A 22,212-nucleotide genomic window follows, 5' to 3' on the forward strand; every position below is an offset into this window, starting at 1 on the left:
AATAGCGTAGGCCCGAAGCACCACGGATAATAGGTACGAGAATGTTCATTTTTCTTGGTGTTGCCGATCCACAACGTCGGCTTGGCCCTCCGACAAAGCCGCACTTCAATCCCATCAATGAAACGTTAATGTACCATTAACATTGGCAGTCACTACTCGGCCGATACAAGCCGGGGCTGTCGAGACTCCGCCTGCCGGGAGGGCGGCGCGTCGGGCAATGGTCGCGTGCGGAAGGCGGTACCGGAGCGTGCCCGCCGGTATCCGTTCTCGAACAGACGCTGCATGAATGCGGTTTGGAACTCGTCGACGAAATCGCGGTCTTCGACATCGGGTCCGATCGCAGCGAGATGATAGCCAAATCGATGTTCGCGAGCGAAATTGTACGTGGCGAAAACCTGCGCCTGTTCAGCCGAGCGAATCAGCGTCGCAACGGCCTGCGAGGCAATGTCCAGAACACTTCCGTCGACCACCTTGAATGGCGGCTCGAGCTTGGCGTTGACCACCAGGTAGAGGTCGACAGTCTGGCCCGACCATTCGCCGCGATCGTTCACCATCAGGGACTGAGGGATCGTCAAGATCGGCTGGGTCGTTGACCCGTCCACGTGCATTTCCTCGATCGGAATACCATCGGCGACCGTTTGGATGAAGGCGGGCGCCATGGCGACGGGAACGCTGGCCGAGGCGGCCAGCACCGCCGTGAACAGCGCCACCGCTCGCGGCCCGCCGGTTACCGCGATCGCTCCCATGTTCCAGGCGATGGCCCGGCCGCTGTCGAGATTGGTGGTCAACACGACGAGGCGGCGCCCTTTGCGATATTCCTCTGCGATCCTGGCCAGGAGCGCCTCGTCGACGAATGGGCGGACCATCTGGCGCATCTTGTCTTGCGGAATCAGCCCGTCGCCGAACAGACCCATGAAATCGATCTGATCGATCAGGCGTTTTCCGAAGCCTCTTGTATAGATCTTCCGAATCACCGGATCGTAATCCGAGCCGAGAAAGGCAAACGGCGCGATCAACGCCCCGGTGCTCACGCCCGAGACGATGTCGAACTGAGGCCGGTCGCCGCGATCGGTCCAGCCACACAGCACGCCGGCCCCGAATGCGCCGCCGGCGCCGCCGCCCGAGAGTGCCAGAAACGTAAGGCGTCTCTTCCGTTCGATCTTGGAGGGCCTGAAAACTCGCTGATACTCGGCGGGCGACGCATCCAGAGGAACTCGGACCGCGGCAAATCCCGGCACGGTGGCGGCTTTCGCCTGTTCTTGCGTAATTGAGCGCGGGGGTGTCGCGCATCCTGCAACCACGACGGCCAGGAGCAACAGCACGAGCCATTGCAGAAGCACCGGCCGGACCGTCCGACTCCCGATATGATCGTCAGCGGAACCCTGGGGATCGGTCGTTATCGCTGACGGCCGTCGTCCGTTGCTAGGCCCGTCAAGATGTGAATGCAGGAAGCGGGGCGTATGAGCGTCTGCGAACAAGAGATCCCCGGCGCAACTTTAGTACACTAATGTACCGTTAACGGCCGTGGACGCTCGGAGCAATACCCGAAAATTCTAGCGTGTCCGCTCCCGCCGTCATCGACGACGATCACACGCCCCCCGTGACCGCAGAATCATAGGAGGTCGAGAGGAGAAAGGCTTAGCTTTGATTTCGAGAGAACCGCGCTACCCAGCCGCCACATCGAAACGATCGGCGACCGATCCGTCGGCAGCAATCATATCATCCGGGGCTACGCTCAGTCGCCGCCCGCTTGATTCTCTATCGCTTTGGCGGAGCGATCGATTCGGATGCTGTCATCGAGCGGATCGATGCTGATCTCGTCAGGTAAGACGGCCAGGGGTTCGTCGAGCAGACCGAGGAAGCCTGCGTCCACGTCTACGATGAATGTCTCGATCCGTGCGGTCGTCAACGACACGAGGAGGTCGCCCACCTCGCCGATCTCCTCCCCGTTTCGAGCCTTTACTTTACGTCCGAGCAATTCCTTGACGGAGAGCTTGTCCGGGCTCACTGATAGTGCCTCTTCCCGTCCCTTGTCGGTGACGTTGGACTCCGGCTCTGTGCGCCCGGTCTGCGTCTGGGGTTTCGTCCTCTCGATCACGGCCAGATGCTCGCCGGGCCCGCCTTCGCCGACGATCTTTCTCGCCGGCGTTTCGTCGAGCGTGGACGGCGTGGACGGATCCACGACCGGTGAGGCGTTGCCGAAGCGTCCCGGGGCCTTCGCCATCTGTCCACCAGCTTCCGATCGCTCGGAAGCCTCTCGACCGACGGTGGCGGCATCGTCATCGCCCGTCAGCGGTCCGTCCTTCGACGATCCGGTCTGCGCAACACCCACATCGCGCTGCACGGGCAGAGCACCCGCCGGCGCAGTCCCGGCCGAACCGCGGCTCGGCTGCGCGCCGATGTCGACGATCTGCTCCGCCGGTCCCAGCTCCTCGAAGTCGGACGGCAGCAGAACCGTATCGATGGCCTGCACGATCCCGTTGTCGGCCCGTAGTTCGACGGGCAGGACCCGCGCCTCCGTCTGCTCGCGGCGCTTCACCACGGCAGAGGGATCCATGACCGCATCGGCCGGCGCCAAACGCACAGTCAGCGCACCATCGGTGTAGGTCGCCACCAGCCGACCGCCGCTCATCGGATGCAACTGGACCGGGATGTTGTTCTGTTCGTAGGCATGGCCAGGGACCACGTGCAGGCCAAGTATCGCTTTGAGCTCAGCGGCATGCGCCAGGTCCAGCAGGGCCTGGCGCATCGCCGCCGGTAGGCGGCGGAATGCCTCGTCGGTCGGCGCGAAGACGGTCATCGGGCCGTCGCCATGCAGCACGTCAGTGATGCCGGCGGTGTCGAGCGCCTTGACGAAGGTATCAAAGCGCCCGTCCCGGGCCGCGACGGCCACGACATCGGCGGCCGCACCGGTGCCGGCCCCCGGTCCTGCCAGCAGCCCGGCCAAGACGAGGGCCGCCAGACACTGTCGCCAGACGTGAATATGTCGAACGGTCATGATTATCTCTCGTTTGCGCATTCGCTTCCTCGCCGGGACCCCGACGCTCGATCCGAGCACCGCGAGTTTTCCTCGAAAGTCCCGGCACAATCTCGGTACGTTCCAGTCGCGGGATCGCTCGGGCCACCCGCGTACGGCACCGTCGCCGCCGAAGATCGACCTATGGAAAAATCCTATTGCCTTAACTGAAAGGGTACGGATATGTTCCGTTACCTTTAGCCTCGCGGATGGGATTTTCCGTATATCGTCACTTCCGGCGACATCGCCCACCTGGACTTCGCTCCCGAGTTCTCAAGACCAGTCAACCGAAAGATCCCATGAGCAGTTTTGCGACCGGCTTTCGTCGTCTTCGTGGCTGCACGGCGCTGGCCATAGCCTTCTGCCTGTCGCTGGTCGCCTGTGCGTCCCGGCCGACCGAAGCTTTGCTGCCGGTACCTGCAACCGTGCCAGGCGCCAGCTTAGTCGACATGCTGGTTGCGACAACGCGGGCGAAGTCGCCCGATCCCGGCATCCTGTTTTCGGGTCAGCGCGGCGCGGGCCTTTCACTCGACAACATCGTCGTTTCAATCCCGCCCGACCAGAACCGCACGATCGGCGACGTCGTCTGGCCAAAGCGCTATCCCGGCGATCCGGCGCACGAGTTCGTCACGCTGCACGTGATCCCGCTCACCGTCGATGGTGCCGAGCAGTGGTTCAACCGGGCCGCTAGCGGGAAGCGTCGGGTGTTGATCTTCGTACACGGTTTCAACAATCGCTACGAGGATGCGGTTTATCGCTTCGCTCAGATCGTTCACGATTCGGGTGCCGACGTGATTCCCGTCCTTTTCACTTGGCCGTCGGGCGGCAGCGTCTTCGACTACAACTACGACCGCGAGAGCGCCAACTACTCCCGCACCGCGCTCGAAACGATCCTGCGCGAGGCCGCCACGAGCCCACAAGTGGACAGCGTCACCGTGATGGCCCATTCGATGGGCGGCTGGCTGACGATGGAAGCACTGAGGCAACTGGCGATCCGCGACGGCCATCTGCCAGCGAAACTCCAAAACGTCATCCTCGCCTCGCCCGATCTCGACGTCGACGTCTTCGGTAAGCAACTCCAGGAAATAGACACTCACCGCACCAGGATCACCCTATTCACCTCTACCGACGACCGCGCGCTCGGCCTTTCGCGCCGGATCGCCGGCGGCGTCGACCGCCTCGGTGCAATCAATCCTGCCCAGGAGCCGTATCGCTCGGGGTTGGAGGCAAAAGGAATTACCGTCTTGGATCTGTCGGCATTGAAAGCCGGCGACAGCGTCAATCACACCAAGTTCGCCGAAAGCCCGGAGGTCGTGCGGTTGATCGGCGACCGTCTGATCGCCGGCCAGAAGATCACCGATGCCGATATCAGCGTGGGCGAGCGGATCGAAGCGGCCACGCTCGGGGCTGCCCAAGCGGTCGGATCGGCCGCCGGTGCCGTTGCCACGTTGCCGATCGCGGTTATCGATCCCGACGCACGACGGACTCTTCACGATCGGGTGCGAAATGTCGGCCAAAGCCTCGGCGGCACGCTGCAGACCGCCATCGGCCAGTAGGAAGTGGAGGGCTTTCGCGCCGAGCCCCCTAAAATCCGCCGGCCGCCTCAAATGGTTCGGCAATCTCAGTGGCTGCGACCGTGACTGTGACCGGTCGGTCACGGCAGAGGCTCGCCATTTGGCGACCGTCCCGAAGCAGCTTGCCACGGGCCGGCTCCATGTAGATATTGTACGATGTCGTTCCTTTTTTGAGATTGCTCCATGACGGAAAAGAATGCGCAGGCCGACTCCGATGCCCGCGAGGCGACGGCCGGCGACGGGAGCGACGCGAACCCGCGAGTCAAAGCCACGCATTCGAGAGAGGAGAGCACGAGACGCCGCTCCAGCACCACGACGGATGAGACGACGGGAGAGCGGCAGAACCCGCCGGACACAGAGGTTGAGGGACGGGACGGAAATGCAGAGGCCCCCCCCGCGGACGCTGACGGCTCGAGCGAAGACCGCGACCAACCTTCCGAAAAGAATCCGAAATCGCGTCCGGAGGATGGCCGGGACGACGAGGACGCCGGAGCCGACAAGGAGACCCGGCCGACAGCCAAGAAGCGGCCCTTCTGGAAGCGGTGGTGGGTCCGCCTTCTCATCGTTCTCGCCGTCCTGGCCGTGTTGATCTTTGGCGGCTGGTGGCTCTGGCATTGGTGGACCGTCGGCCGTTTCATCCAGTCGACCGACGACGCCTATCTGCAGGCCGACCAGGTGGCGATCGCGCCCAAGGTCAACGGCTATGTGGGCGAAGTGCCGGTCGAGGACAACCAGGTCGTCGAGGCCGGCGCCATTCTCGTGAAGATCAACGACGAGGACTACCAGGCACAGGTCAACGAGGCACAAGCGAATGTCGAGGCCTCGCAGGCGGACGTCGCCCGCGCCGAGACGGAAGAAGCCCGTCAGGCCTCCGCCGTCGATCAGGCCAAGGCTCAGTTGGCCTCGGCCAAGATTCAGGCGACCTTCGCACAGAGCCAGGTGGACCGCTATGCGCCGCTCGTCAAGACCGGCGCGCAGCCAGAGGAGCGCCTGTCGGAACTGAAGAGCCAGCGCGATCAGTCCAACGCGCAGGTCGCGATCAACGAAGCCCAGGTGGTTTCCGCGACGAAAGCGGTCGATACGGCCAAGGCCGCGGTGGCCCAGGCGCGGGCGTCCGTCGAGCAGGCGCGGGCGCGGCTGGATTCGGCGAAGATCCAGCTGGACTCCACCGTGATCCGCAGCCCGATCGCGGGGCGGGTTGGCGACAAGACCGTTGTCATCGGCCAATTCGTCCAAGCCGGGACGCGGATGATGACCGTCGTTCCGGTCCAGGATCTCTATCTCGAAGCCAATTTCAAGGAAACGCAGATCGAATTGATGCGCGTCGGCCAGCCGGCGACCATCAAGGTCGATGCTCTCGGCTCGGAGGACATCCACGGCCACGTGCAGAGCTTCTCGCCAGGCACGGGCGCGCAGTTCGCGCTCATCCCGCCGGAAAATGCCACCGGCAACTTCACCAAGATCGTTCAGCGGGTGCCGGTGCGCATCAGCATCGAGGCCGGGCCGGAGGCGCGCAAGGTTCTCATTCCCGGTCTTTCCGTCAGTGTCGAGGTGGATACGCGCAGCGCGAGGGACGACGCCGAACGCATGGAAGAGGAAGGCGAACGGACCGAGGCCAGACAGGATGACGCTCCGTGAGCGCCGTCGCTGACCAAGGAGCAGGGAGCACCTCACCTGAGGAAGGTCGCGACAAGGCGAGCGGTGCCGCCTGGATCGCGGTGGCCGCCGGCACGATCGGCGCGCTGATGGCCACTCTCGACATCTCGATCGTCAACGCGGCTTTGCCGACCATCCAGGGCGAGATCGGCGCCACGGGGTCGGAGGGCACCTGGATCTCGACGGCCTATCTGGTCGCCGAGATCATCATGATCCCTCTGAGCGGCTGGTTCGAGCGTGTTCTCACGTTGCGCAACTTCCTGTTGATCGTGACCGTCGCCTTCGCGGCGTTCTCGGTATTGTGCGGCATCTCGAACTCGCTGGACATGATGATCATCGGCCGCGTCGGTCAGGGCTTTACCGGCGGTGCGATGATCCCCACGGCGCTAACTATCGTGTCGACGCGCCTGCCGCCGGACCGGCGGCCGATCGGCGTTGCCCTGTTCGGCTTGACCGCCGTGCTTGGCCCGGTGCTGGGGCCGCTGATCGGCGGCTATCTCACCGAGCGGTTGAGCTGGCACTATGCCTTCTTCCTGAACGTCCCGATCGCCGGGGGCTTGGTGGTGCTGCTGCTCTTCGGGCTCGAAACCCAAAAGGCGCGCCTTCGTGATTTCCTAAATGCCGACTGGATCGGCATCGTCGGGCTGGCCCTGTTCCTGGGTTGCCTGACCGTGGTGCTCGAAGATGGGCAGCGCGAGCAATGGTTCGAGTCGCAACTCATCATCGTCCTTGCCGCCGTTTCGGCGGTGGGGCTGGCGCTGCTGGTGATCGGCCAACTCAGCGCCGACGAGCCGGTGATCGACCTCGGCATTCTCTTCCAGCGCGGCTTCGGCAGCGTCTTCCTGCTGAGCCTCGTCACCGGGGCGGCGCTCTACGGCATTCTCTACCTCATTCCGCAGTTCTTGGCCCAGATCCCCGACTACAACGCCTATCAGTCAGGTACCATCGCCCTCATCAGCGGCGTGCCGACGCTGATGATCATGCCGCTGTTTCCCTTTCTGGTGAAAACGCTGGACGTGCGCATCGCCATCGGTTTCGGGCTGCTGATCTACGCCGTGAGCTGCTATATTGACACGTCCCTGACGGCCCAATCCGCCGGCTCGGACTTCTACGTGTCGCAAATGCTGCGCGGCGTCGGACAGGCCTTCGCTCTGCTCTTCCTCAACCAGGCGGCCACCAGCGCGGTGCCGAGCGAGCAGGCCGGCGACGCCTCCGGCCTTTTCAACGCCGCCCGCAATCTCGGCGGCTCCTTCGGCCTGGCGATGATCTCGATCCTGCAGGAGCAGCGCTCGAGCTTTCACTTCAAGCGGATAGCCGAGACCGTCGACGTCAACTCGGTCCTGGTCCAGGAGAGGCTGGCGCAGATGACCGGCGGCGACTCGCATGCGATGGGGGCCGCTCTCAGGACGCTGTTCATGACGTTCCAGCAGCAGGCGCTCGTCATGACCTTCAACGACATCTATTTCGTGTTCGCCCTGATCCTGGCGGCATCGGTTCCCCTCGTTCTGCTTCTGCGGCCTTTGCCGAAGGATCAGGGCGGCCTTTCCGTGCACTGAGGTGGTCCCATGATTGTTCGGCGTTTCGCTCCACCGCTGTTGGCCAGCGCTCTCGTCTCGGGATGCATGGTCGGGCCGGACTATCTCGGACCGCCGAACGCCGCCCCCCGTGCCAGCGCGGCGACGGCCTTCCTCCGGGCCGATCGCACGACGCCCGCCTATCACCCCGCCGACGACTGGTGGAAGGCGTTCGACGACCGCGTGCTGACTGACCTCGTCGAGACGGCGTTCGCCAACAGTCCGTCGATCGACATGGCGCAGGCCCGCTTGCGACAGGCCAGGGCAGCCTACGCCGGCTCGCGTGCGAACCTTCGGCCGCAGGGATCGGCCTCGGCCGTCGCCGCGCAGGCGCGCCTCGGCCTCGGCGACACCGACAGCATCAATGACGGTCTGCGAAGCGCGGCATCGGCGGCCGAAGATCTGACGGGACTGCCGGTCGAGGCCCCGAGCGTCCCGAACCACGTGTCGACGGATCTCTACAATGCCGCCTTCGACGCCTCCTGGGAAATCGACATCTTCGGCGGCAATCGGCGCGCCGCCGAACAGTCGGCGGCGCAGGCCGAGGCCGCCGAGGCGGCTTTGGCCGACGCCCAGGTCCAGCTCGCCGCCGAGACCGCGCAGGCTTATGTCAGTCTTCGCTCCTCGCAGCAGCAATTGGCGATCGCCCGCCATTCCGCGGAACTGCAGCAGACGTCGCTGAACCTGACGCGCCAGCAGGCCGAGCAAGGCACCGCCTCGGACCTCGACATCGCCAGGCTGGAAACCCAGCTCGCCACCACCAAGGCCGACGTTCCCGTCCTGGAGAGCGAGGTCGAGCAGGGTTTGAACCGGCTCGCCGTGCTGTGCGGCCTCGAACCCGGCGAACTCGACGCCAGGCTGAAGTCGCCGCGCTCAGTTCCGCGGCCGCCACACAAAGTGGCGATCGGCGATCCGGCGGAGATGCTGCGCCGGCGGCCCGACATCCGGCAGGCCGAGCGCAAACTGGCCGCCGGCAACGCCGCGATCGGCCAGGCCGTCGCGCAATACTTTCCCAAGATCACGCTCATCGGCCTGGCGTCGTCCGGCTCCACGGACGCGGACAAGCTGTTCGACGCCGGCTCGCTCACCCTCCTCGGCGGCCCGACACTGCAATGGAACGTCCTCAGCTTCGGACGGACGGCGGCTCGCGTCGAACAGGCGCAAGCCGGATTCGACGCGGCACTGGCACAGTACCGCCAGTCGGTGCTCTCGGCGCTGGAGGACGCCGAATCCTCCCTCTCCGAATTCCGCCACAGGCAACAAAATGTCTCCCATCTCGCCGAGGCGGATGCCGCCGCGTCGAAAGCGGCCGAGTTGATGCGACAGATGCAAGAGGCCGGCACGGTCAGCGTCATCGACGTGCTCGATGTCGAGCGCCAACGCCTGCAGGCCGAGCGCGGACTGGCCCAGGGGCAGGCGCAGCTCACCAACGCCTTCATCGCACTGGAGAAGAGCCTTGGACTGGGATGGAGGCCGCTCCTCGCGCCTCCGCCGCCGGAACCGAAGTTGGCGCTCCGGTGAGAAGCTCTCACATCCGCTCCAACGACCGGAAAAGGGTTGCCTGCCAGGGCTGCGACGTTCAGATTGGCGCCATGGCCAAGACAGCAACAATCGCCCGACCTTCCCCGGCGCTCAGCAAACCGAGAGAAGGTCGGCGTGGCCGCCCCAAGAAGGGCACCGCGGGGCTGGTGACCGAACAAATCGTCGCTGTCGCCACCGAGCTTTTCTTCGAGCGCGGCTTGGCGGCCACCAACATGGATGATGTGGCCGCGCGGGCGCACAGCTCGAAACGCACCCTTTACGCGCGTTTCCCGTCCAAGGAGGCGCTGTTCGAAACCGTCATCATCAGCTTCATCCGCGAACGGCTCCAGTTCGTGCAAAGCGTTAAATCGGCTGACGAGACACCGACACAGACGCTGCTCTCTCTAGGCGAACGGTTCCTCGAGCAAGTGCTCACGCCGGAGACCGTCTCCTTATACCGTCTTCTCGTCTGCGAAAGCGACAAGTTCCCAAACCTGCCGCGCATCTTGGAAGAAGAGGGATGGGAACCGACGATTCGGCTGATCGCCGAAGTTCTCAGGCAAGATTCCGTGCTGCGGGGAGTGGATGACGACGAGATCCGTTTCCTGGCCGAAACCTTTCTGGCGCTTACCGCCGAGTCTCCTTTGCGACGCGCTTCGCTCGGTTTGCAGCCTCCTAAGATGACCGACCAGATCCGCAAGGATCTGCGCCGTGCGATCCTGATCTTCAGGAACGGCTATATCAGCCAGCGCTCTGTCTCGTGATTGCGATCCGCACACCGCCGCCCCCCAAGGCGCGCAAGCGATTCGGCTCTGATACGAAATTCGGTTGATCGCTTCGCAGGTGCGGATTTCAAGATGCTCATGACGCCATCGGCCTCCATGCGATTTCCGCGACGATCAGTCGAAAATGCGCGAGAACACGGAGGGGTCTACCGCGGCGACGCCATCTGCCATGTCACTCCGCGTGGAGGGCGCATCCGCGCAGTTTTCGTCCGGGCAAGGCGGAGGGCCTGCTTGCGTGCCGTCAGAAAAAAGGGTACCATAACGTATCTTTATCCAGGTTGGGCCGAAGGTGCCAATGCCCGTTTTGTGCAAGTCCGCCCGCTCCTGCTTCAACCATGGTCGACCGAGCGTCACTATGGCTGCGAACGGACGGGGCGAGGCCTGTCTCCGCTATCCTCGCGGCGTCACTGACCGAAGATTTGGGACACGCCACAGGTCGGGGCAGACCCGGTGATGAGAAAAAGGTCCCGTTCCTCGCGGGCAGTCATCGTCGTGGCGCTCGGGGCGTTCCTCGGCTATCTGGCCTGGCTGAAGCTCCAGCCTTCGGAAGTGCCGGAATGGATCGCCGCCAGCAACGGCCGCATCGAGGCGACCGAGATCGACGTCGCCGCCAAGACGGCCGGCCGGGTCGAGGAGATCACCGTCAATGACGGCGACTTCGTCGATGCGGGCCAGGTGCTGGCCCGGCTCGACACCGAGACGTTGGACGCCCAGCGGCGCGAGGCGGCCGCCAATCTCAAGCGCGCCCGCATCGGTGTGGAGACCGCCGAGCATCAGGTTCGCCAGCAGGAGGCGCAGAAAGAGGCTGCCGACGCCCTGGTCGAGCAACGCAAGGCCGAGCTCGACTCGGCCGACAAGAGCTTCACCCGCGCCGAAGAGCTCGTGCGCAAGAACGCCGCGTCCGTCCAGCAGCTCGACAACGCCACGGCGACGCTGGCCAGCGCCAAGGCGGCGCTGGCCGCCGCCGAGGCTGAGGTCGCCGCGGCGGAGGCGGCGATCAGCACCGCCCAGTCGGGGGTCGTCTCCGCCCGCGCGGAAGTCGAGGCGGCTGAGGCCACGCTTGAGCGCATCGACGCCAGCATAGCCGACACATCGCTGCGCGCGCCGCGAGCCGGCCGGGTGCAGTACCGGGTCGTCCAGCCGGGCGAGATCGTCGGCGCCGGCAGCGCCATCCTGAACCTCGTCGACCTCAAGGACGTCTACATGACATTCTTCTTGCCCACCGAAGCGGCGGGCAAGGTCGCCGTCGACAGCGAGGTCCGCCTGGTGCTCGACGCCGCGCCGCAATTCGTCGTTCCCGCCTCGGTGAGCTATGTGGCCGACGTCGCCCAGTTCACGCCGAAGACGGTGGAGACCGCCGAGGAGCGACAGAAGCTCACTTTCCGGGTCAAGGCGCGAGTGCGCCCGGAGCTGCTCCAGGAATACATCCGCTACGTCAAGACCGGCCTGCCCGGCATGGCCTACGTCAAGCTCGATCCGAGGCAGGACTGGCCGGACGGCCTTGAGGTAAAGCTGCCCGATGGCTGACGAACTCGGCTCCTTCCCGCCTGAGTCCGCTGCCCCGCCGGTCGTCCGCCTCGCCGACGTGAGTCTCAGCTACGGCAAGACCCGCGCGCTCGACGGCGTCACGATCGATCTGCCGGCTGGCTGCATGGTCGGCTTCATCGGACCGGACGGGGTGGGCAAGTCGAGCCTGTTCTCGCTCGTCGCCGGGGCCCGAGCGATCCAGGCAGGCACGATCGAAGTGCTGGGTGGCAATATGGCCAGCAAGGGTCATCGCCGCCGGACCTGTCCGCGCATCGCCTATATGCCGCAGGGCCTGGGCAAGAACCTCTATCCCACCCTGTCGGTGGCCGAGAACCTGCACTTCTTCGGTCAGCTCTTCGGCCACGGCCTCGCCGAGCGGCGGCGACGCATTCTCGATCTCACCCGGAGCACGGGCCTGGCACCGTTCCTCGACCGCCCGGCCGGAAAGCTGTCGGGCGGCATGAAGCAGAAGCTCGGCCTGTGCTGCGCGCTGATCCACGATCCTGACCTGTTGATCCTCGACGAGCCGACGACCGGCGTCGACCCCTTGTCGCGCCGCCAGTTCTGGGAGCTGATCGAGGCGATCCGCGCCGACCGCCCCGGCTTGAGCGTCATGGTCGCCACCGCCTACATGGAGGAGGCCTCGCGCTTCGACTGGCTGGTGGCGATGGATGCCGGGCGAGTTCTGGCGACGGGCAGCCCTTCCGATCTTCTGGCGCGCACCGGTACGGCTTCGTTGGAGGCGGCCTTCGTCGCGCTGCTGCCGCAGGACAAGCGCCGCGAGCACCGCCCGATCGTCATCCCATCGCATCCGGACACCGGCGCGGACGGCGCCGCCATCGAGGCGCGCGATCTGACGATGCGCTTCGGCGACTTCACCGCCGTCGATCATGTCAGCTTCCGCATCCGTCGCGGCGAGATCTTCGGCTTTCTCGGCTCGAACGGCTGCGGCAAGACCACCACCATGAAGATGCTGACCGGCCTGCTGCCGCCGAGCGAAGGGCAGGCCTGGCTGTTCGGCCACGAGGTCGACGCGGACGATCTGTCGACCCGCCGCCGCGTCGGCTACATGTCGCAGGCCTTTTCGCTCTACGGCGAACTCACCGTGCGCCGGAACCTCGCGCTGCATGCGCGCCTCTTCCATGTCGCCGAAGCCGAGGTGTCGGAGCGGGTGCGCGAGATGATCGAGCGCTTCGGCCTCGGAGAGGTCGAGGACGCCTATCCCGACGCTCTGCCGCTCGGCCACCGCCAACGCCTGTCGCTGGCCGTGGCGATGATCCACCGGCCGGAGATGCTGATCCTCGACGAGCCGACCTCGGGGGTGGACCCGGTGGCGCGCGACGCCTTCTGGCGGCGTCTCATCGAGCTGTCGCGCGAGGACGGCGTGACGATCTTCATCTCCACCCATTTCATGAACGAGGCCGAACGTTGCGACCGCATCTCGCTGATGCATGCCGGCACGGTGCTCGTGACCGACGCTCCCGACGCCATCGTCGCGGCGCGCGGTGTCGCTACACTGGAAGACGCCTTCATCGGCTATCTGGAGGAGGCTACCGGTGAGGGAGCCAACGGAGAACAGCCCGCGCCAGAGCTCGCGGCGGCTAACGAACCCCCGACCGCCGAGCCCGCCGCACCTGCGGCCAGTGCCGGCTGGCGGAGCTTCTTCAGCCCGCGCCGCGCCCTCAGCTACGCGCACCGCGAGACCCTGGAGCTCAAGCGCGATCCGATCCGTCTCACCCTGGCGATCCTCGGCAGCGTCCTCCTGATGTTCGTGATGGGCTACGGCATCACGCTCGACGTCGAGAACCTCACCTTCGCGGTGCTCGACCGTGATCAGACGACGCTCAGCCTGGACTATACGCTCGATATCGCCGGCTCGCGCTACTTCGACGAAAAACCGCCGATCACCGGCTATGCCGACCTCGACCGGCGGATGCGCGCCGGCGAGATTTCGCTGGCGATCGAGATCCCGCCAGGCTTCGCTCGTCGTGCCGCCCGCGGCGACGACGTGGCGGTCGCGGCCTGGATCGACGGTGCCATGCCGACCCGAGCCGAGACGATCGGCGGCTACGTCCAGGGCATGCACGCCAACTGGCTGACCCGCCGCGCCAAGAAGGCCGGCCAGGCCGCGGCGGTCGCGAGCCTGGCGAACGTCGAGACGCGCTATCGCTACAATCCAGACGTCGAGAGCCTGAAGGCGATCGCCCCGGCCGTCATCCCGATCCTCCTGATGCTGATCCCGGCGATGCTCGCCGCGCTCTCCGTGGTGCGCGAGAAGGAGCTCGGCTCGATCGTCAACTTCTCCGTGACGCCGACGACAAGGCTGGAATTCCTGATCGGCAAGCAACTGCCTTACGTGGTGCTGTCGGTCGCCAGCTTCGTGCTGCTGGTCGCCCTGACGGTATTCGTCTTCGACGTGCCGCTCAAGGGCAGCTTCGCGACCCTGCTCGCCGCCGCGATCGTCTATGTCGGCGCCTCGACGGCGATCGGGCTCTTGATCTCCACCTTCGTGCGCAGCCAGATCGCGGCGATGTTCGGCACTGCGATCCTGACGATCCTGCCGGCGGTCAGCTTTTCCGGCGTGATCGATCCGGTCTCCTCGCTCTCCGGGATGGGACGCCTCGTCGGAGAAGTGTTTCCGACCACTTATTTCCTGACGATCGCGCGCGGCACGTTCTCCAAGGCGCTGACCTTTTCCGACCTCGCCCCGCAATTCGTGCCCCTGCTCCTCGCCGTGCCGGTCCTTCTGGCCGCAGCGGCGGCGTTCCTGAGGAAGCAGGAGCGATGAGCGGTAGCTTCGCCAACATCTGGCATCTCGGCGTCAAGGAGCTGCGCAGCCTGGCGCGCGATCCGATGATGCTCGTGCTGGTGGTCTTCGCCTTCACCGTCTCGATCTATCTGTCCGCTACGGCCATGCCCGAGACGATGAACCGGGCGACCATCGCCATCCTCGACGAGGACCAGTCGCAGCTTTCGATGCGCATCGTCGACGCCTTCAAGCCTCCGTACTTCTCACCGCCGGAGATGATCGACCCGGCTGGCATGGATGCACGCATGGATGCAGGGCTCGACACCTTCGCCCTGGTCGTGCCGCCGGAGTTCCAGCGCGACGTGCTGGCCGGCCGGCAGCCGACGACCCAGCTCAACGTGGACGCCACGAGCATTTCCCAGGCCTTCATCGGAGCGGGCTACATCCAGTCCATCGTGAACCAGGAGGTCACCGCCTTCGCCCAGCGTTATCGGACGGTCGAGGACCTGCCGATCGACCTTGTGCTGCGCGCCCGCTTTAATCCGTCGCTCGATCCGGCCTGGTTCGGCGGCATCATGGAGATCATCAACTCCGTCACCATGCTGTCGATCGTGCTGACCGGCGCCGCGCTGATCCGCGAGCGCGAGCATGGCACGATCGAGCATCTTCTGGTGATGCCGCTGACGCCCGCCGAGATCATGGCGAGCAAGGTCTGGTCGATGGGCGTGGTGGTGCTCGCCGCCTGCACCGGGTCGCTGTTTCTCATCGTCGAGGGACTGCTCGGCGTTCCCATCGAGGGCTCGGTCGCGCTGTTCCTCGCCGGCGCCGCGCTGCATCTGTTCGCCACCACCTCCATGGGCATTTTTCTCGCCACCCAGGCGCGCTCGATGCCGCAGTTCGGCCTGCTGCTGATGCTGGTCCTGTTGCCGTTGCAGATGCTGTCGGGCGGGGTGACGCCGCGCGAGAGCATGCCGGACTTCGTCCAGACCCTCATGCTGGGCGCGCCGACCACCCATTTCGTCAGCCTGGCCCAGGCGATCCTCTACCGTGGCGCCGGCTTCGACGTCGTCTGGCCGCAGTTCCTCGCCATCGCGCTCATCGGCGCGATCCTCTTTGCCATCTCCCTAGCGCGCTTCCGTTCGGCCATCGGTACCATGACGTAATGCCGTAATTCTGACCCTCCCGCGCAGGTCCGGTCAGAACGGCTTGACGGCGGCGAGGATGATGACGGCGATGATTAGCGCCATTGGCACCCCGTTCATGACGCGCCAGAACGTCGCGGTTCGGGTGTTTGCGTCGGCCGCAAAGCGTTTGCGCGAGGCCGACAGAAAGCCGTGATAGCCCGACAGGAGGAGCGCCAGGAAGATCTTGGTGTGAAGCCAGCCGACGCCCGGATCGTATTGGAGATAAATGAAACAGTGTCCGGGCCGGACACAGAAAATTTGGAGCGGGTGAAGGAATTCGAACCCTTGACCCCAACCTTGGCAATAATCTCGATTGGTGCGGGTGGTCGGACTCGAACCGACACTCTGTCACCAGAAACGGATTTTGAATCCGTCGCGTCTACCAGTTCCGCCACACCCGCCTATTGCCGCCGATTCTGACCGCGCTCCATGCACCTATGCTGCACCTAGCGCAATCCGGCAGCTTTGTCGTCTCCAGCATCCTCTTTGCCAACTCGTTGAAATCGTGCCGATTTCAACTCGTCGTGAATTCTGTGCATACGGTAGACAAACCACTTTTTGAGTCCAGCGCGTCTACCAGTTCCGCCACACCCGCATTCGGACTTCGCCCATCGGGCGCCGCCGCAGCGGCCCGTATAGGATACCTCGCGGGCGAATACCAGAACTTTGCTCCAAAGATTTGCCGCTGCGCGCCAGCATCCTCCATCGAAAACGGGAAAGGCGGGACGAGCGGATCTTTTGCATGCTCGAAGCCCTGCGGTTAAGGACTATCCAGGCACCTGCAGGAAAGAATGTCGCAGCCCTACCGACGGCCTTGGCCTTCTGGTGTATCTGATATACAAGTAGGTCGAAATCGGGATCGGGACACAGTGCTCGCATGATCGCCACGATAACCCATTCTGGAACTTCCCCCTCGGCCCATACGCTGACGGCGGCCCAGCTGGTGCATCAACGACTGCGCGAGGAAATCGTGTCGCTTCGCCGCCGTCCGGGCGATCCGATCAATGAAAAGGAAATCGCCGCAGAGAGCGGCGTCAGCCGCACCCCGGTTCGCGAGGCTCTGCTTCGCCTTGCCGAGGAGAAGCTGATCGAGATCGTTCCCAAGTCCGGTACGATCGTCGCCAAGATCCCGGTGGACGTACTGCCCGAGGCGATCGTCGCGAGGACCGCGCTCGAACAGGTGACTGTGCGTGCGGCGGCGGAGCGAGCGCGCGGCAGCGACATCGCCAGCCTCAGGGCCATTCTCGAGCTTCAGCGCGAGAGCCAGGAGAGCGAGGATTATCGTGCCTTTCACGCCGCCGATGAGGCGCTGCACCGGGCCATCGCGCAAGCGGCCGGCTATCCGGGGATCTGGACGATCATTGAACAGCTGAAGATCCAGCTCGATCGCTATCGGCGACTGACACTGCCGCAGCCGAACCGGATGGAGCGCGCCTGCAGCGAGCACACCGCGATCGTCGAGGCTGTTGCCGCCCATGACACGGAAGCCGCGGTGCAGGCCATGGACCGCCACATGGATGGACTTGGATCGAGCCTCGGCGCGATCAGAGACCTCAGCCCCGAATACTTCACAGGCGACGTCGAGGCCGCCTACATCAAATGGGGTCGCGGAGTCGCGCGGCGCTCATGAGCCGCGCTGCGGCCTCGCCAAGAGGCTGAGAAGATCGGCACAGGCGCCGGAGGAGACGGTGCCGCCGAAAAAGGGAGGAAAGGAACACAGCGCCGGTCCCAGCGGGAGCCGGCAAAGGATCGGGAACCGCATGCCGGCCACGCCGGGCGTCATGCCCGGCGACTGGAAGCGCAATGAATAGGGCTGATCAGGCCAAACTGCGCGCGCATCGGTATATCTGATATACGAGATTGGCTAACGAGTGCTCGTCACCCGAAACGAGTGCGCCAATCGAGGATGTCGCAATCGCCTTGCCAGTGAAACGGAGGAAACGGAAATGTTTCGCATGAAGACTTTCGCGATGATCGGTGCCAGCGCCCTGGCGCTGGCCGCTTTTGCCGCGCCGATCACCACCGCCTCGGCGGAAACCGTGCTCGAAGTGGCGTTCAACCAGCCTGAGACGCATCCCCAGTACATCGCCATGAAGCAGTTCGGCGAGGCTCTGGAGAAGCGCACCAACGGCGAATACAAGGTTCAGATCTTCCCGAACGAGCTTCTCGGCGCTCAGAAGGAGACCGTGGAGATGGTCCAGACCGGAACCATCGCCATGTCGCTGGCGGCGGCGAGCCTGCTCGAGAGCTGGAACCCCGATTTCGTCATCTTCAACCTTCCCTACATGTTCGACAGCATCGAGCAGCAGAAGAAGGTCGTGAACGACCCCGAGATCGTCGGCGATCTCTACCATTCGGTCGAGGACCAGGGCGTGATCGTTCTGGCCGCCTTCCACGGCGGCGTGCGCAACGTCTACCGCAAGTCGGGCCCGGTGAAGGAGCCGTCCGATCTCGCGGGCACGAAGGTGCGCGTCATGCAGTCCGACACCAACATCCAGATGATGAACAACATGGGCGGCGTCGGCATCGCCATGGGTCAGGGCGAGGTCTACACGGCCATCCAGACCGGAGTGCTGGACGGCGGCGAGAACAACGAGATCGTGTTCTCCTCGCTCAAGCACGACGAGGTCGCACCCTACTACTCCTACACCCAGCACCTGATGATGCCGGACTATCTCGTCATCAACGCCGACCTCTACAACGGTCTACCCGACGACGTGAAGACGATCTTCCAGGAAGAACTCGCCAAGGCGGTCGACACCGAATACGCCTCCTTCGCCGACTCCGTCGCCAAGGCGAAGGCGGATGCCGAAGCTGCTGGTGCGAAGTTCAACGACGTCGACCTTGCCGCCTTCCGCGAGGCCGTGAAGCCGCTCGTCGAGAGCAAGCTCAACGACGACGTCACCAAGACGATCTACAAGAAAATCCGCGAAATGAAGTGACGAATCCGTTGCCGGGCGCCTCAGCGCCCGGCAAGCCCTATCGGAGAGGATAAAATCATGGTTGCGGTCAAGAAATGGGTCGACAGAATCCTGGCGTTTCTCTGCATTGTCCTGTGCGGAGCGCTGACCGTCGTGGTGACCTGGCAGGTGGTCGCGCGTTACGTCTTCAATAGTCCTGGTGCGGTGTCGGAGGAACTGGCAAAGATCATGTTCGTCTGGCTGGTCCTGTTCGCCGCAGCCCTGCTCTTTGGCGAAAAAGGGCACATGAATATCAGCTTCGTCTGCGACGCCGTGTCGAAGCGCTGGAACCTCATTCTCCAGATCATCTGCAGCGTCCTCATCCTGATCTTCGTCGCCATCATCCTGCTTTACGGCGGATGGGAAGCGGTGGGGCGCACCATGCGCCAGACCAATGCCGCAATCCCGCTCGTCACCACGGGCCAGATCTATCTCGCCCTGCCGGTGTGCGGCGCGTTCTCGATCTTCTACTGCCTCTTCAACATCTGGAGCGACCTGCGGGCCCTGCGCCTGCTCTCGAGCGCTTCCAACCGCGAAATGGGAGCGTGATCCATGGCCAACGCTGCCGACATCGGGCTGATCATGCTCATCTCGATCCCGGTCCTTCTGGCGATCGGGGTGCCCATCAGCATTTCCATGGGCCTTGGCTCCGTGCTGGCCATGGCGACCATCTTCACCGTCGATAAGATGGCCATCACGGCCGCCCAGCGCGCCTTCGCGGGCATCAATTCCTTCTCCCTCCTGGCCATTCCCTTCTTCGTGCTCGCCGGCATCATCATGACCAACGGCGGCATCGCGCGACGTCTCATCAACTTCGCCAAGGCCATTATCGGCTTCATTCCCGGCGCCCTCGTCCAGACCAACATCGTCGCCAACATGCTGTTCGGCGCCATCTCCGGCTCGGGCGTGGCGGCGGCGGCGGCCATCGGCGGCGCCATGGGTCCGCAGGAAAAAGCCGAGGGCTATGCGCCCGAGTTCGCGGCGGCGGCCAACATCGCCTCGGCGCCGGCCGGCATGCTCATTCCGCCGAGCAACACCTTCATCATCTACTCGCTGGCGAGCGGCGGCGCCTCGGTGGCGGCCCTCTTCGTCGCCGGCTACATCCCGGGCATCCTCTGGGGCCTGGCCTGCATCATCCCGGCGCTGATCTACGCCCGGCGCAAGGGCTACCGCTCGGAGCGCCTTTCGGGCTTCGGCGCCAATCTCAAGGTGACGATCGAGGCGTTTCCCGCGCTGCTCCTCATCGTCATCATCGTCGGCGGCATCATTTCCGGCATCTTCACGCCCACCGAGGCGAGCTGCATCGCGGTCGTCTACGTGACGATCCTGTCCTTTGTGTACCGCACGATCACCGTCCAGATGATCCCCGGCTTCCTCCTGGAAACCGCCAAGACCACCGGCATGATCATCTTCATGATCGGCGTTTCGGCGATCATGGGCTGGATCATGGCCTATGCGCGCATTCCCAACATCATCGCGGAATCGCTTCTGGGCATCACCGACAGCCCGGTGCTGATCATGATCATGATGAATATCATCATGCTCATTCTCGGCTGCGTCATGGACCCGACGCCGGCCATTCTGATCTTCGCGCCGATCTTCCTGCCCATCGCCACGTCGCTCGGGTTCGATATCGTCCACTTCGGCGTGATCATGGTCTTCAACTTCTGCATCGGCACCATCACGCCGCCTGTCGGACCCATTCTGTTCGTCGGGTGCCGGATCGCCAATCTCAGGATCGAGGATGTCGTCAGATCTCTTCTGCCGTACTTCATGATCCTGGTGGTGATGCTCCTCGCCGTCACCTTCATTCCCGACCTCTCGCTCGCGCTTCCCCGCGCGTTCGGCCTGGTGCGCTAGGGCACAGACCAACAGCTTCCGCAACCTCCCGCTTCAAGGGCGCAGCGCCAGACGCTGCTCCCAGCGGCCGGTTGCGCCCTCCTCCCTGATCCGGATTTGAAAAAAATGCGCATCAAGCAAGCCATCGACCGCATTCCTGGCGGTGTCATGCTCGTCCCGCTCATCCTGGGCGCGATCTGCAAAACCTTCTTCCCCGAAGCGGGCGATTATCTCGGCTCCTTCTCCAAGGGCCTGATCACCGGCACCGTTCCCATTCTGGCGGTGTGGTTCTTCTGTATGGGCGCCACGATCGAGCTGCGCGCCACGGGCACCGTGCTGCGCAAGTCTGGCACGCTGGTGATCGTCAAGATCATCGTCGCCTGGATTTGCACCATGCTAGCCGCCCGCTTCCTGCCGCTGGAAGGCGTCCAGTCCGGCCTTTTCGCGGGCTTCTCGGCCATCGCCATCTGTTCCGCGATGGACATGACCAATGGCGGTCTCTACGCGGCCGTCATGCAGCAGTACGGCACCAAGGAGGAGGCTGGAGCCTTCATCCTGATGTCGCTGGAATCCGGACCGTTGATGTCCATGGTCATCCTCGGCGCGGCCGGCGTGGCCACCTTTGAGCCTCATGTCTTCGTCGGAGCGGTGCTGCCCTTCCTCGTCGGCTTCGCCCTCGGCAATCTCGACAGCGACCTTCGCCAGTTCTTCGGCAAGTGCGTGCACGCCCTGATCCCGTTCATCGGCTTCGCGCTGGGCAACGGCATCGACCTGCACGTGATCCTGACCACCGGGATCAGCGGCATCCTGCTCGGCCTCATCGTCATCGTCGTGACCGGCATCCCGCTGATGCTGGCCGACAAGCTCATCGGCGGCGGTAACGGCACGGCGGGCCTCGCCGCTTCCTCCACAGCCGGCGCCGCCATCGCCAATCCGATGATCATCGCCAGCATGGTGCCCGCCTTCCAGCCTGCCGCACAGTCGGCGACGGCACTGGTTGCCACCTCTTGTCTCGTGACAGCCATTCTCGTGCCGATCGTCACAGGTCTTTGGGCCAGGATGGTCAACCCGGCCGCGGCAGTAAAGCAGGACCCCGTCGATGCGATGGTCGTCGCGCCGCCGGTTGCGCCGACCGCCCGCTGACACCCAAAAGCAGACCGCGCCTGCGGCATTCGTTCTCGCTGGCGCGGCTTGCACCGCCAACAAATATATCAGATACATCAGAAACTGGCCGCTCCGCGGCATTACCCGCGGGGCTCGGGACGAAGCGACCGCTCAGTGTCGAACCTTCTCCCGCTTTGAGCCAACCAGGGACCAGACCCATGATCTTCGGCCGATTGGAAAACTTTGAAAATGAAGCCTCGACGCTACCTGAGGCCATCCTGAAGGGACTGCGGTTCCTCGCTTCGACCGACCTCGCGGCGATCGAACCCGGCCGCGTCGAGATCGATGGCGAGGCGATGTTCGCCTCCTTCCAGCAGTACGAGACCGGCGCCAAGGCGACGAAGAAGCCCGAGGCCCATTTCCGCTACATCGACATTCAGTACGTTGTATCCGGCGAGGAGAAGATCGGCTTTGCGCCGCTCTCGCTCGTGCCTGCGGCAAGCGAGGTCATCGAGGACAAGGACGTTCAGTTTTTCGCGGACGTGCCGAACGAGACGGACCTTGTGCTGACCGCGGGATGCTACGCGGTCTTCTATCCCTGGGACGTCCACCGTCCCGCATGTCAGACCGAAGCGCCGAGCCCGGTGCGCAAGGTCGTTATGAAGATCCGCGCTTCCTGAACGCGAAGGTCCGTCCCTGCCGACACGACCACCAATTTCCCGC

General features: G+C 64.3%; 17 protein-coding genes and 1 tRNA gene. 14 read left to right on the plus strand and 4 right to left on the minus strand.

Going from position 1 to position 22,212, the window contains the following annotated elements; translation table 11 throughout:
• Window positions 1–152: 152 nt before the first annotated feature.
• Entirely contained in the window at window positions 153–1,340 is a 1,188-nt protein-coding gene (locus B5D38_RS11245) for a patatin-like phospholipase family protein (protein WP_165690840.1), read from the minus strand.
• Between the two features lie 395 nt (window positions 1,341–1,735).
• Window positions 1,736–2,998, minus strand: a complete 1,263-nt coding sequence (locus B5D38_RS11250) for a fasciclin domain-containing protein (RefSeq protein ID WP_165690841.1) — start codon at window positions 2,996–2,998, stop codon at window positions 1,736–1,738.
• 317 nt (window positions 2,999–3,315) lie between these two features.
• Here B5D38_RS11250 and B5D38_RS11255 point away from each other — a divergent pair, with 317 nt between their 5' ends.
• The 8 genes from B5D38_RS11255 (at window position 3,316) to B5D38_RS11290 (ending at window position 15,565) form a co-directional block, all read left to right on the plus strand.
• On the plus strand, window positions 3,316–4,572 hold the full coding sequence (locus tag B5D38_RS11255; protein WP_078708531.1) for an alpha/beta hydrolase: 1,257 nt from the start codon (window positions 3,316–3,318) through the stop codon (window positions 4,570–4,572).
• Between the two features lie 201 nt (window positions 4,573–4,773).
• A complete protein-coding gene (locus B5D38_RS11260) occupies window positions 4,774–6,228 on the plus strand; it encodes an HlyD family secretion protein (RefSeq protein ID WP_078708532.1) in 1,455 nt (484 codons plus the stop codon).
• Window positions 6,225–7,802 carry a DHA2 family efflux MFS transporter permease subunit gene (locus tag B5D38_RS11265; RefSeq protein ID WP_078708533.1) on the plus strand — a complete coding sequence of 526 codons (1,578 nt, stop codon included), beginning with the start codon at window positions 6,225–6,227 and terminating at the stop codon, window positions 7,800–7,802. Before B5D38_RS11260 ends, B5D38_RS11265 begins: the two co-directional genes overlap by 4 nt.
• A gap of 9 nt (window positions 7,803–7,811) precedes the next feature.
• Window positions 7,812–9,341, plus strand: coding sequence for an efflux transporter outer membrane subunit (locus B5D38_RS11270; protein ID WP_078708534.1), 1,530 nt, complete (start codon window positions 7,812–7,814; stop codon window positions 9,339–9,341).
• Between the two features lie 71 nt (window positions 9,342–9,412).
• Window positions 9,413–10,105, plus strand: a complete 693-nt coding sequence (locus B5D38_RS11275) for a TetR/AcrR family transcriptional regulator (RefSeq protein ID WP_165690842.1) — start codon at window positions 9,413–9,415, stop codon at window positions 10,103–10,105.
• Between the two features lie 474 nt (window positions 10,106–10,579).
• On the plus strand, window positions 10,580–11,653 hold the full coding sequence (locus B5D38_RS11280; RefSeq protein WP_078708536.1) for an HlyD family secretion protein: 1,074 nt from the start codon (window positions 10,580–10,582) through the stop codon (window positions 11,651–11,653).
• Entirely contained in the window at window positions 11,646–14,441 is a 2,796-nt protein-coding gene (gene rbbA / locus B5D38_RS11285; RefSeq protein WP_078708537.1) for a ribosome-associated ATPase/putative transporter RbbA, read from the plus strand. Before B5D38_RS11280 ends, rbbA begins: the two co-directional genes overlap by 8 nt.
• Window positions 14,438–15,565, plus strand: coding sequence for an ABC transporter permease (locus B5D38_RS11290; RefSeq protein WP_078708538.1), 1,128 nt, complete (start codon window positions 14,438–14,440; stop codon window positions 15,563–15,565). The genes rbbA and B5D38_RS11290 overlap by 4 nt, the downstream gene beginning before the upstream one ends.
• A 33-nt stretch (window positions 15,566–15,598) precedes the next feature.
• Here the strand turns inward: B5D38_RS11290 and B5D38_RS11295 are convergent, their stop codons facing one another.
• Both B5D38_RS11295 and B5D38_RS11300 read right to left on the minus strand, forming a co-directional pair.
• Window positions 15,599–15,844: a CopD family protein gene (locus B5D38_RS11295; protein ID WP_078708720.1), complete on the minus strand. Its 246-nt coding sequence runs from the start codon at window positions 15,842–15,844 to the stop codon at window positions 15,599–15,601.
• Between the two features lie 56 nt (window positions 15,845–15,900).
• A tRNA-Leu gene (locus tag B5D38_RS11300) sits at window positions 15,901–15,987 on the minus strand.
• Window positions 15,988–16,463: 476 nt separating this feature from the next.
• On the opposite strand from B5D38_RS11300, the gene B5D38_RS11305 reads away from it, so the two are divergent.
• The 6 genes from B5D38_RS11305 to B5D38_RS11335 all read left to right on the plus strand — a co-directional run bounded on the left by B5D38_RS11305 (window position 16,464) and on the right by B5D38_RS11335 (window position 22,169).
• Window positions 16,464–17,216, plus strand: a complete 753-nt coding sequence (locus tag B5D38_RS11305; protein WP_078708539.1) for a GntR family transcriptional regulator — start codon at window positions 16,464–16,466, stop codon at window positions 17,214–17,216.
• Window positions 17,217–17,541: 325 nt separating this feature from the next.
• The gene (locus tag B5D38_RS11315) at window positions 17,542–18,528 is read left to right on the plus strand and encodes a TRAP transporter substrate-binding protein (RefSeq protein ID WP_207552935.1); all 987 of its coding nucleotides are present in this window, start codon (window positions 17,542–17,544) and stop codon (window positions 18,526–18,528) included.
• Window positions 18,529–18,585: 57 nt separating this feature from the next.
• A complete protein-coding gene (locus B5D38_RS11320) occupies window positions 18,586–19,095 on the plus strand; it encodes a TRAP transporter small permease (protein ID WP_078708542.1) in 510 nt (169 codons plus the stop codon).
• A 3-nt stretch (window positions 19,096–19,098) separates the two neighbouring features.
• Window positions 19,099–20,406 carry a TRAP transporter large permease gene (locus B5D38_RS11325; RefSeq protein ID WP_078708543.1) on the plus strand — a complete coding sequence of 436 codons (1,308 nt, stop codon included), beginning with the start codon at window positions 19,099–19,101 and terminating at the stop codon, window positions 20,404–20,406.
• 105 nt (window positions 20,407–20,511) lie between these two features.
• A complete protein-coding gene (gene kdgT, locus B5D38_RS11330) occupies window positions 20,512–21,528 on the plus strand; it encodes a 2-keto-3-deoxygluconate transporter (protein ID WP_078708544.1) in 1,017 nt (338 codons plus the stop codon).
• 179 nt (window positions 21,529–21,707) lie between these two features.
• On the plus strand, window positions 21,708–22,169 hold the full coding sequence (locus tag B5D38_RS11335; protein ID WP_078708545.1) for a NanQ anomerase/TabA/YiaL family protein: 462 nt from the start codon (window positions 21,708–21,710) through the stop codon (window positions 22,167–22,169).
• Window positions 22,170–22,212 lie beyond the last annotated feature (43 nt).

It is taken from the genome of Consotaella salsifontis, assembly GCF_900167365.1.
Classification (GTDB): domain Bacteria; phylum Pseudomonadota; class Alphaproteobacteria; order Rhizobiales; family Rhizobiaceae; genus Consotaella; species Consotaella salsifontis.

Coding starts and splice junctions, on each gene's coding strand:
- B5D38_RS11250 (WP_165690841.1), bottom strand. CDS start 2,998: ATGACCGTTCGACATATTCACGTCTGGCGACAGTGTCTGGCGGCCCTC.
- B5D38_RS11255 (WP_078708531.1), top strand. CDS start 3,316: ATGAGCAGTTTTGCGACCGGCTTTCGTCGTCTTCGTGGCTGCACGGCG.
- B5D38_RS11260 (WP_078708532.1), top strand. CDS start 4,774: ATGACGGAAAAGAATGCGCAGGCCGACTCCGATGCCCGCGAGGCGACG.
- B5D38_RS11270 (WP_078708534.1), top strand. CDS start 7,812: ATGATTGTTCGGCGTTTCGCTCCACCGCTGTTGGCCAGCGCTCTCGTC.
- B5D38_RS11275 (WP_165690842.1), top strand. CDS start 9,413: ATGGCCAAGACAGCAACAATCGCCCGACCTTCCCCGGCGCTCAGCAAA.
- B5D38_RS11280 (WP_078708536.1), top strand. CDS start 10,580: ATGAGAAAAAGGTCCCGTTCCTCGCGGGCAGTCATCGTCGTGGCGCTC.
- rbbA (WP_078708537.1), top strand. CDS start 11,646: ATGGCTGACGAACTCGGCTCCTTCCCGCCTGAGTCCGCTGCCCCGCCG.
- B5D38_RS11290 (WP_078708538.1), top strand. CDS start 14,438: ATGAGCGGTAGCTTCGCCAACATCTGGCATCTCGGCGTCAAGGAGCTG.
- B5D38_RS11305 (WP_078708539.1), top strand. CDS start 16,464: ATGATCGCCACGATAACCCATTCTGGAACTTCCCCCTCGGCCCATACG.
- B5D38_RS11315 (WP_207552935.1), top strand. CDS start 17,542: ATGAAGACTTTCGCGATGATCGGTGCCAGCGCCCTGGCGCTGGCCGCT.
- B5D38_RS11320 (WP_078708542.1), top strand. CDS start 18,586: ATGGTTGCGGTCAAGAAATGGGTCGACAGAATCCTGGCGTTTCTCTGC.
- B5D38_RS11325 (WP_078708543.1), top strand. CDS start 19,099: ATGGCCAACGCTGCCGACATCGGGCTGATCATGCTCATCTCGATCCCG.
- kdgT (WP_078708544.1), top strand. CDS start 20,512: ATGCGCATCAAGCAAGCCATCGACCGCATTCCTGGCGGTGTCATGCTC.
- B5D38_RS11335 (WP_078708545.1), top strand. CDS start 21,708: ATGATCTTCGGCCGATTGGAAAACTTTGAAAATGAAGCCTCGACGCTA.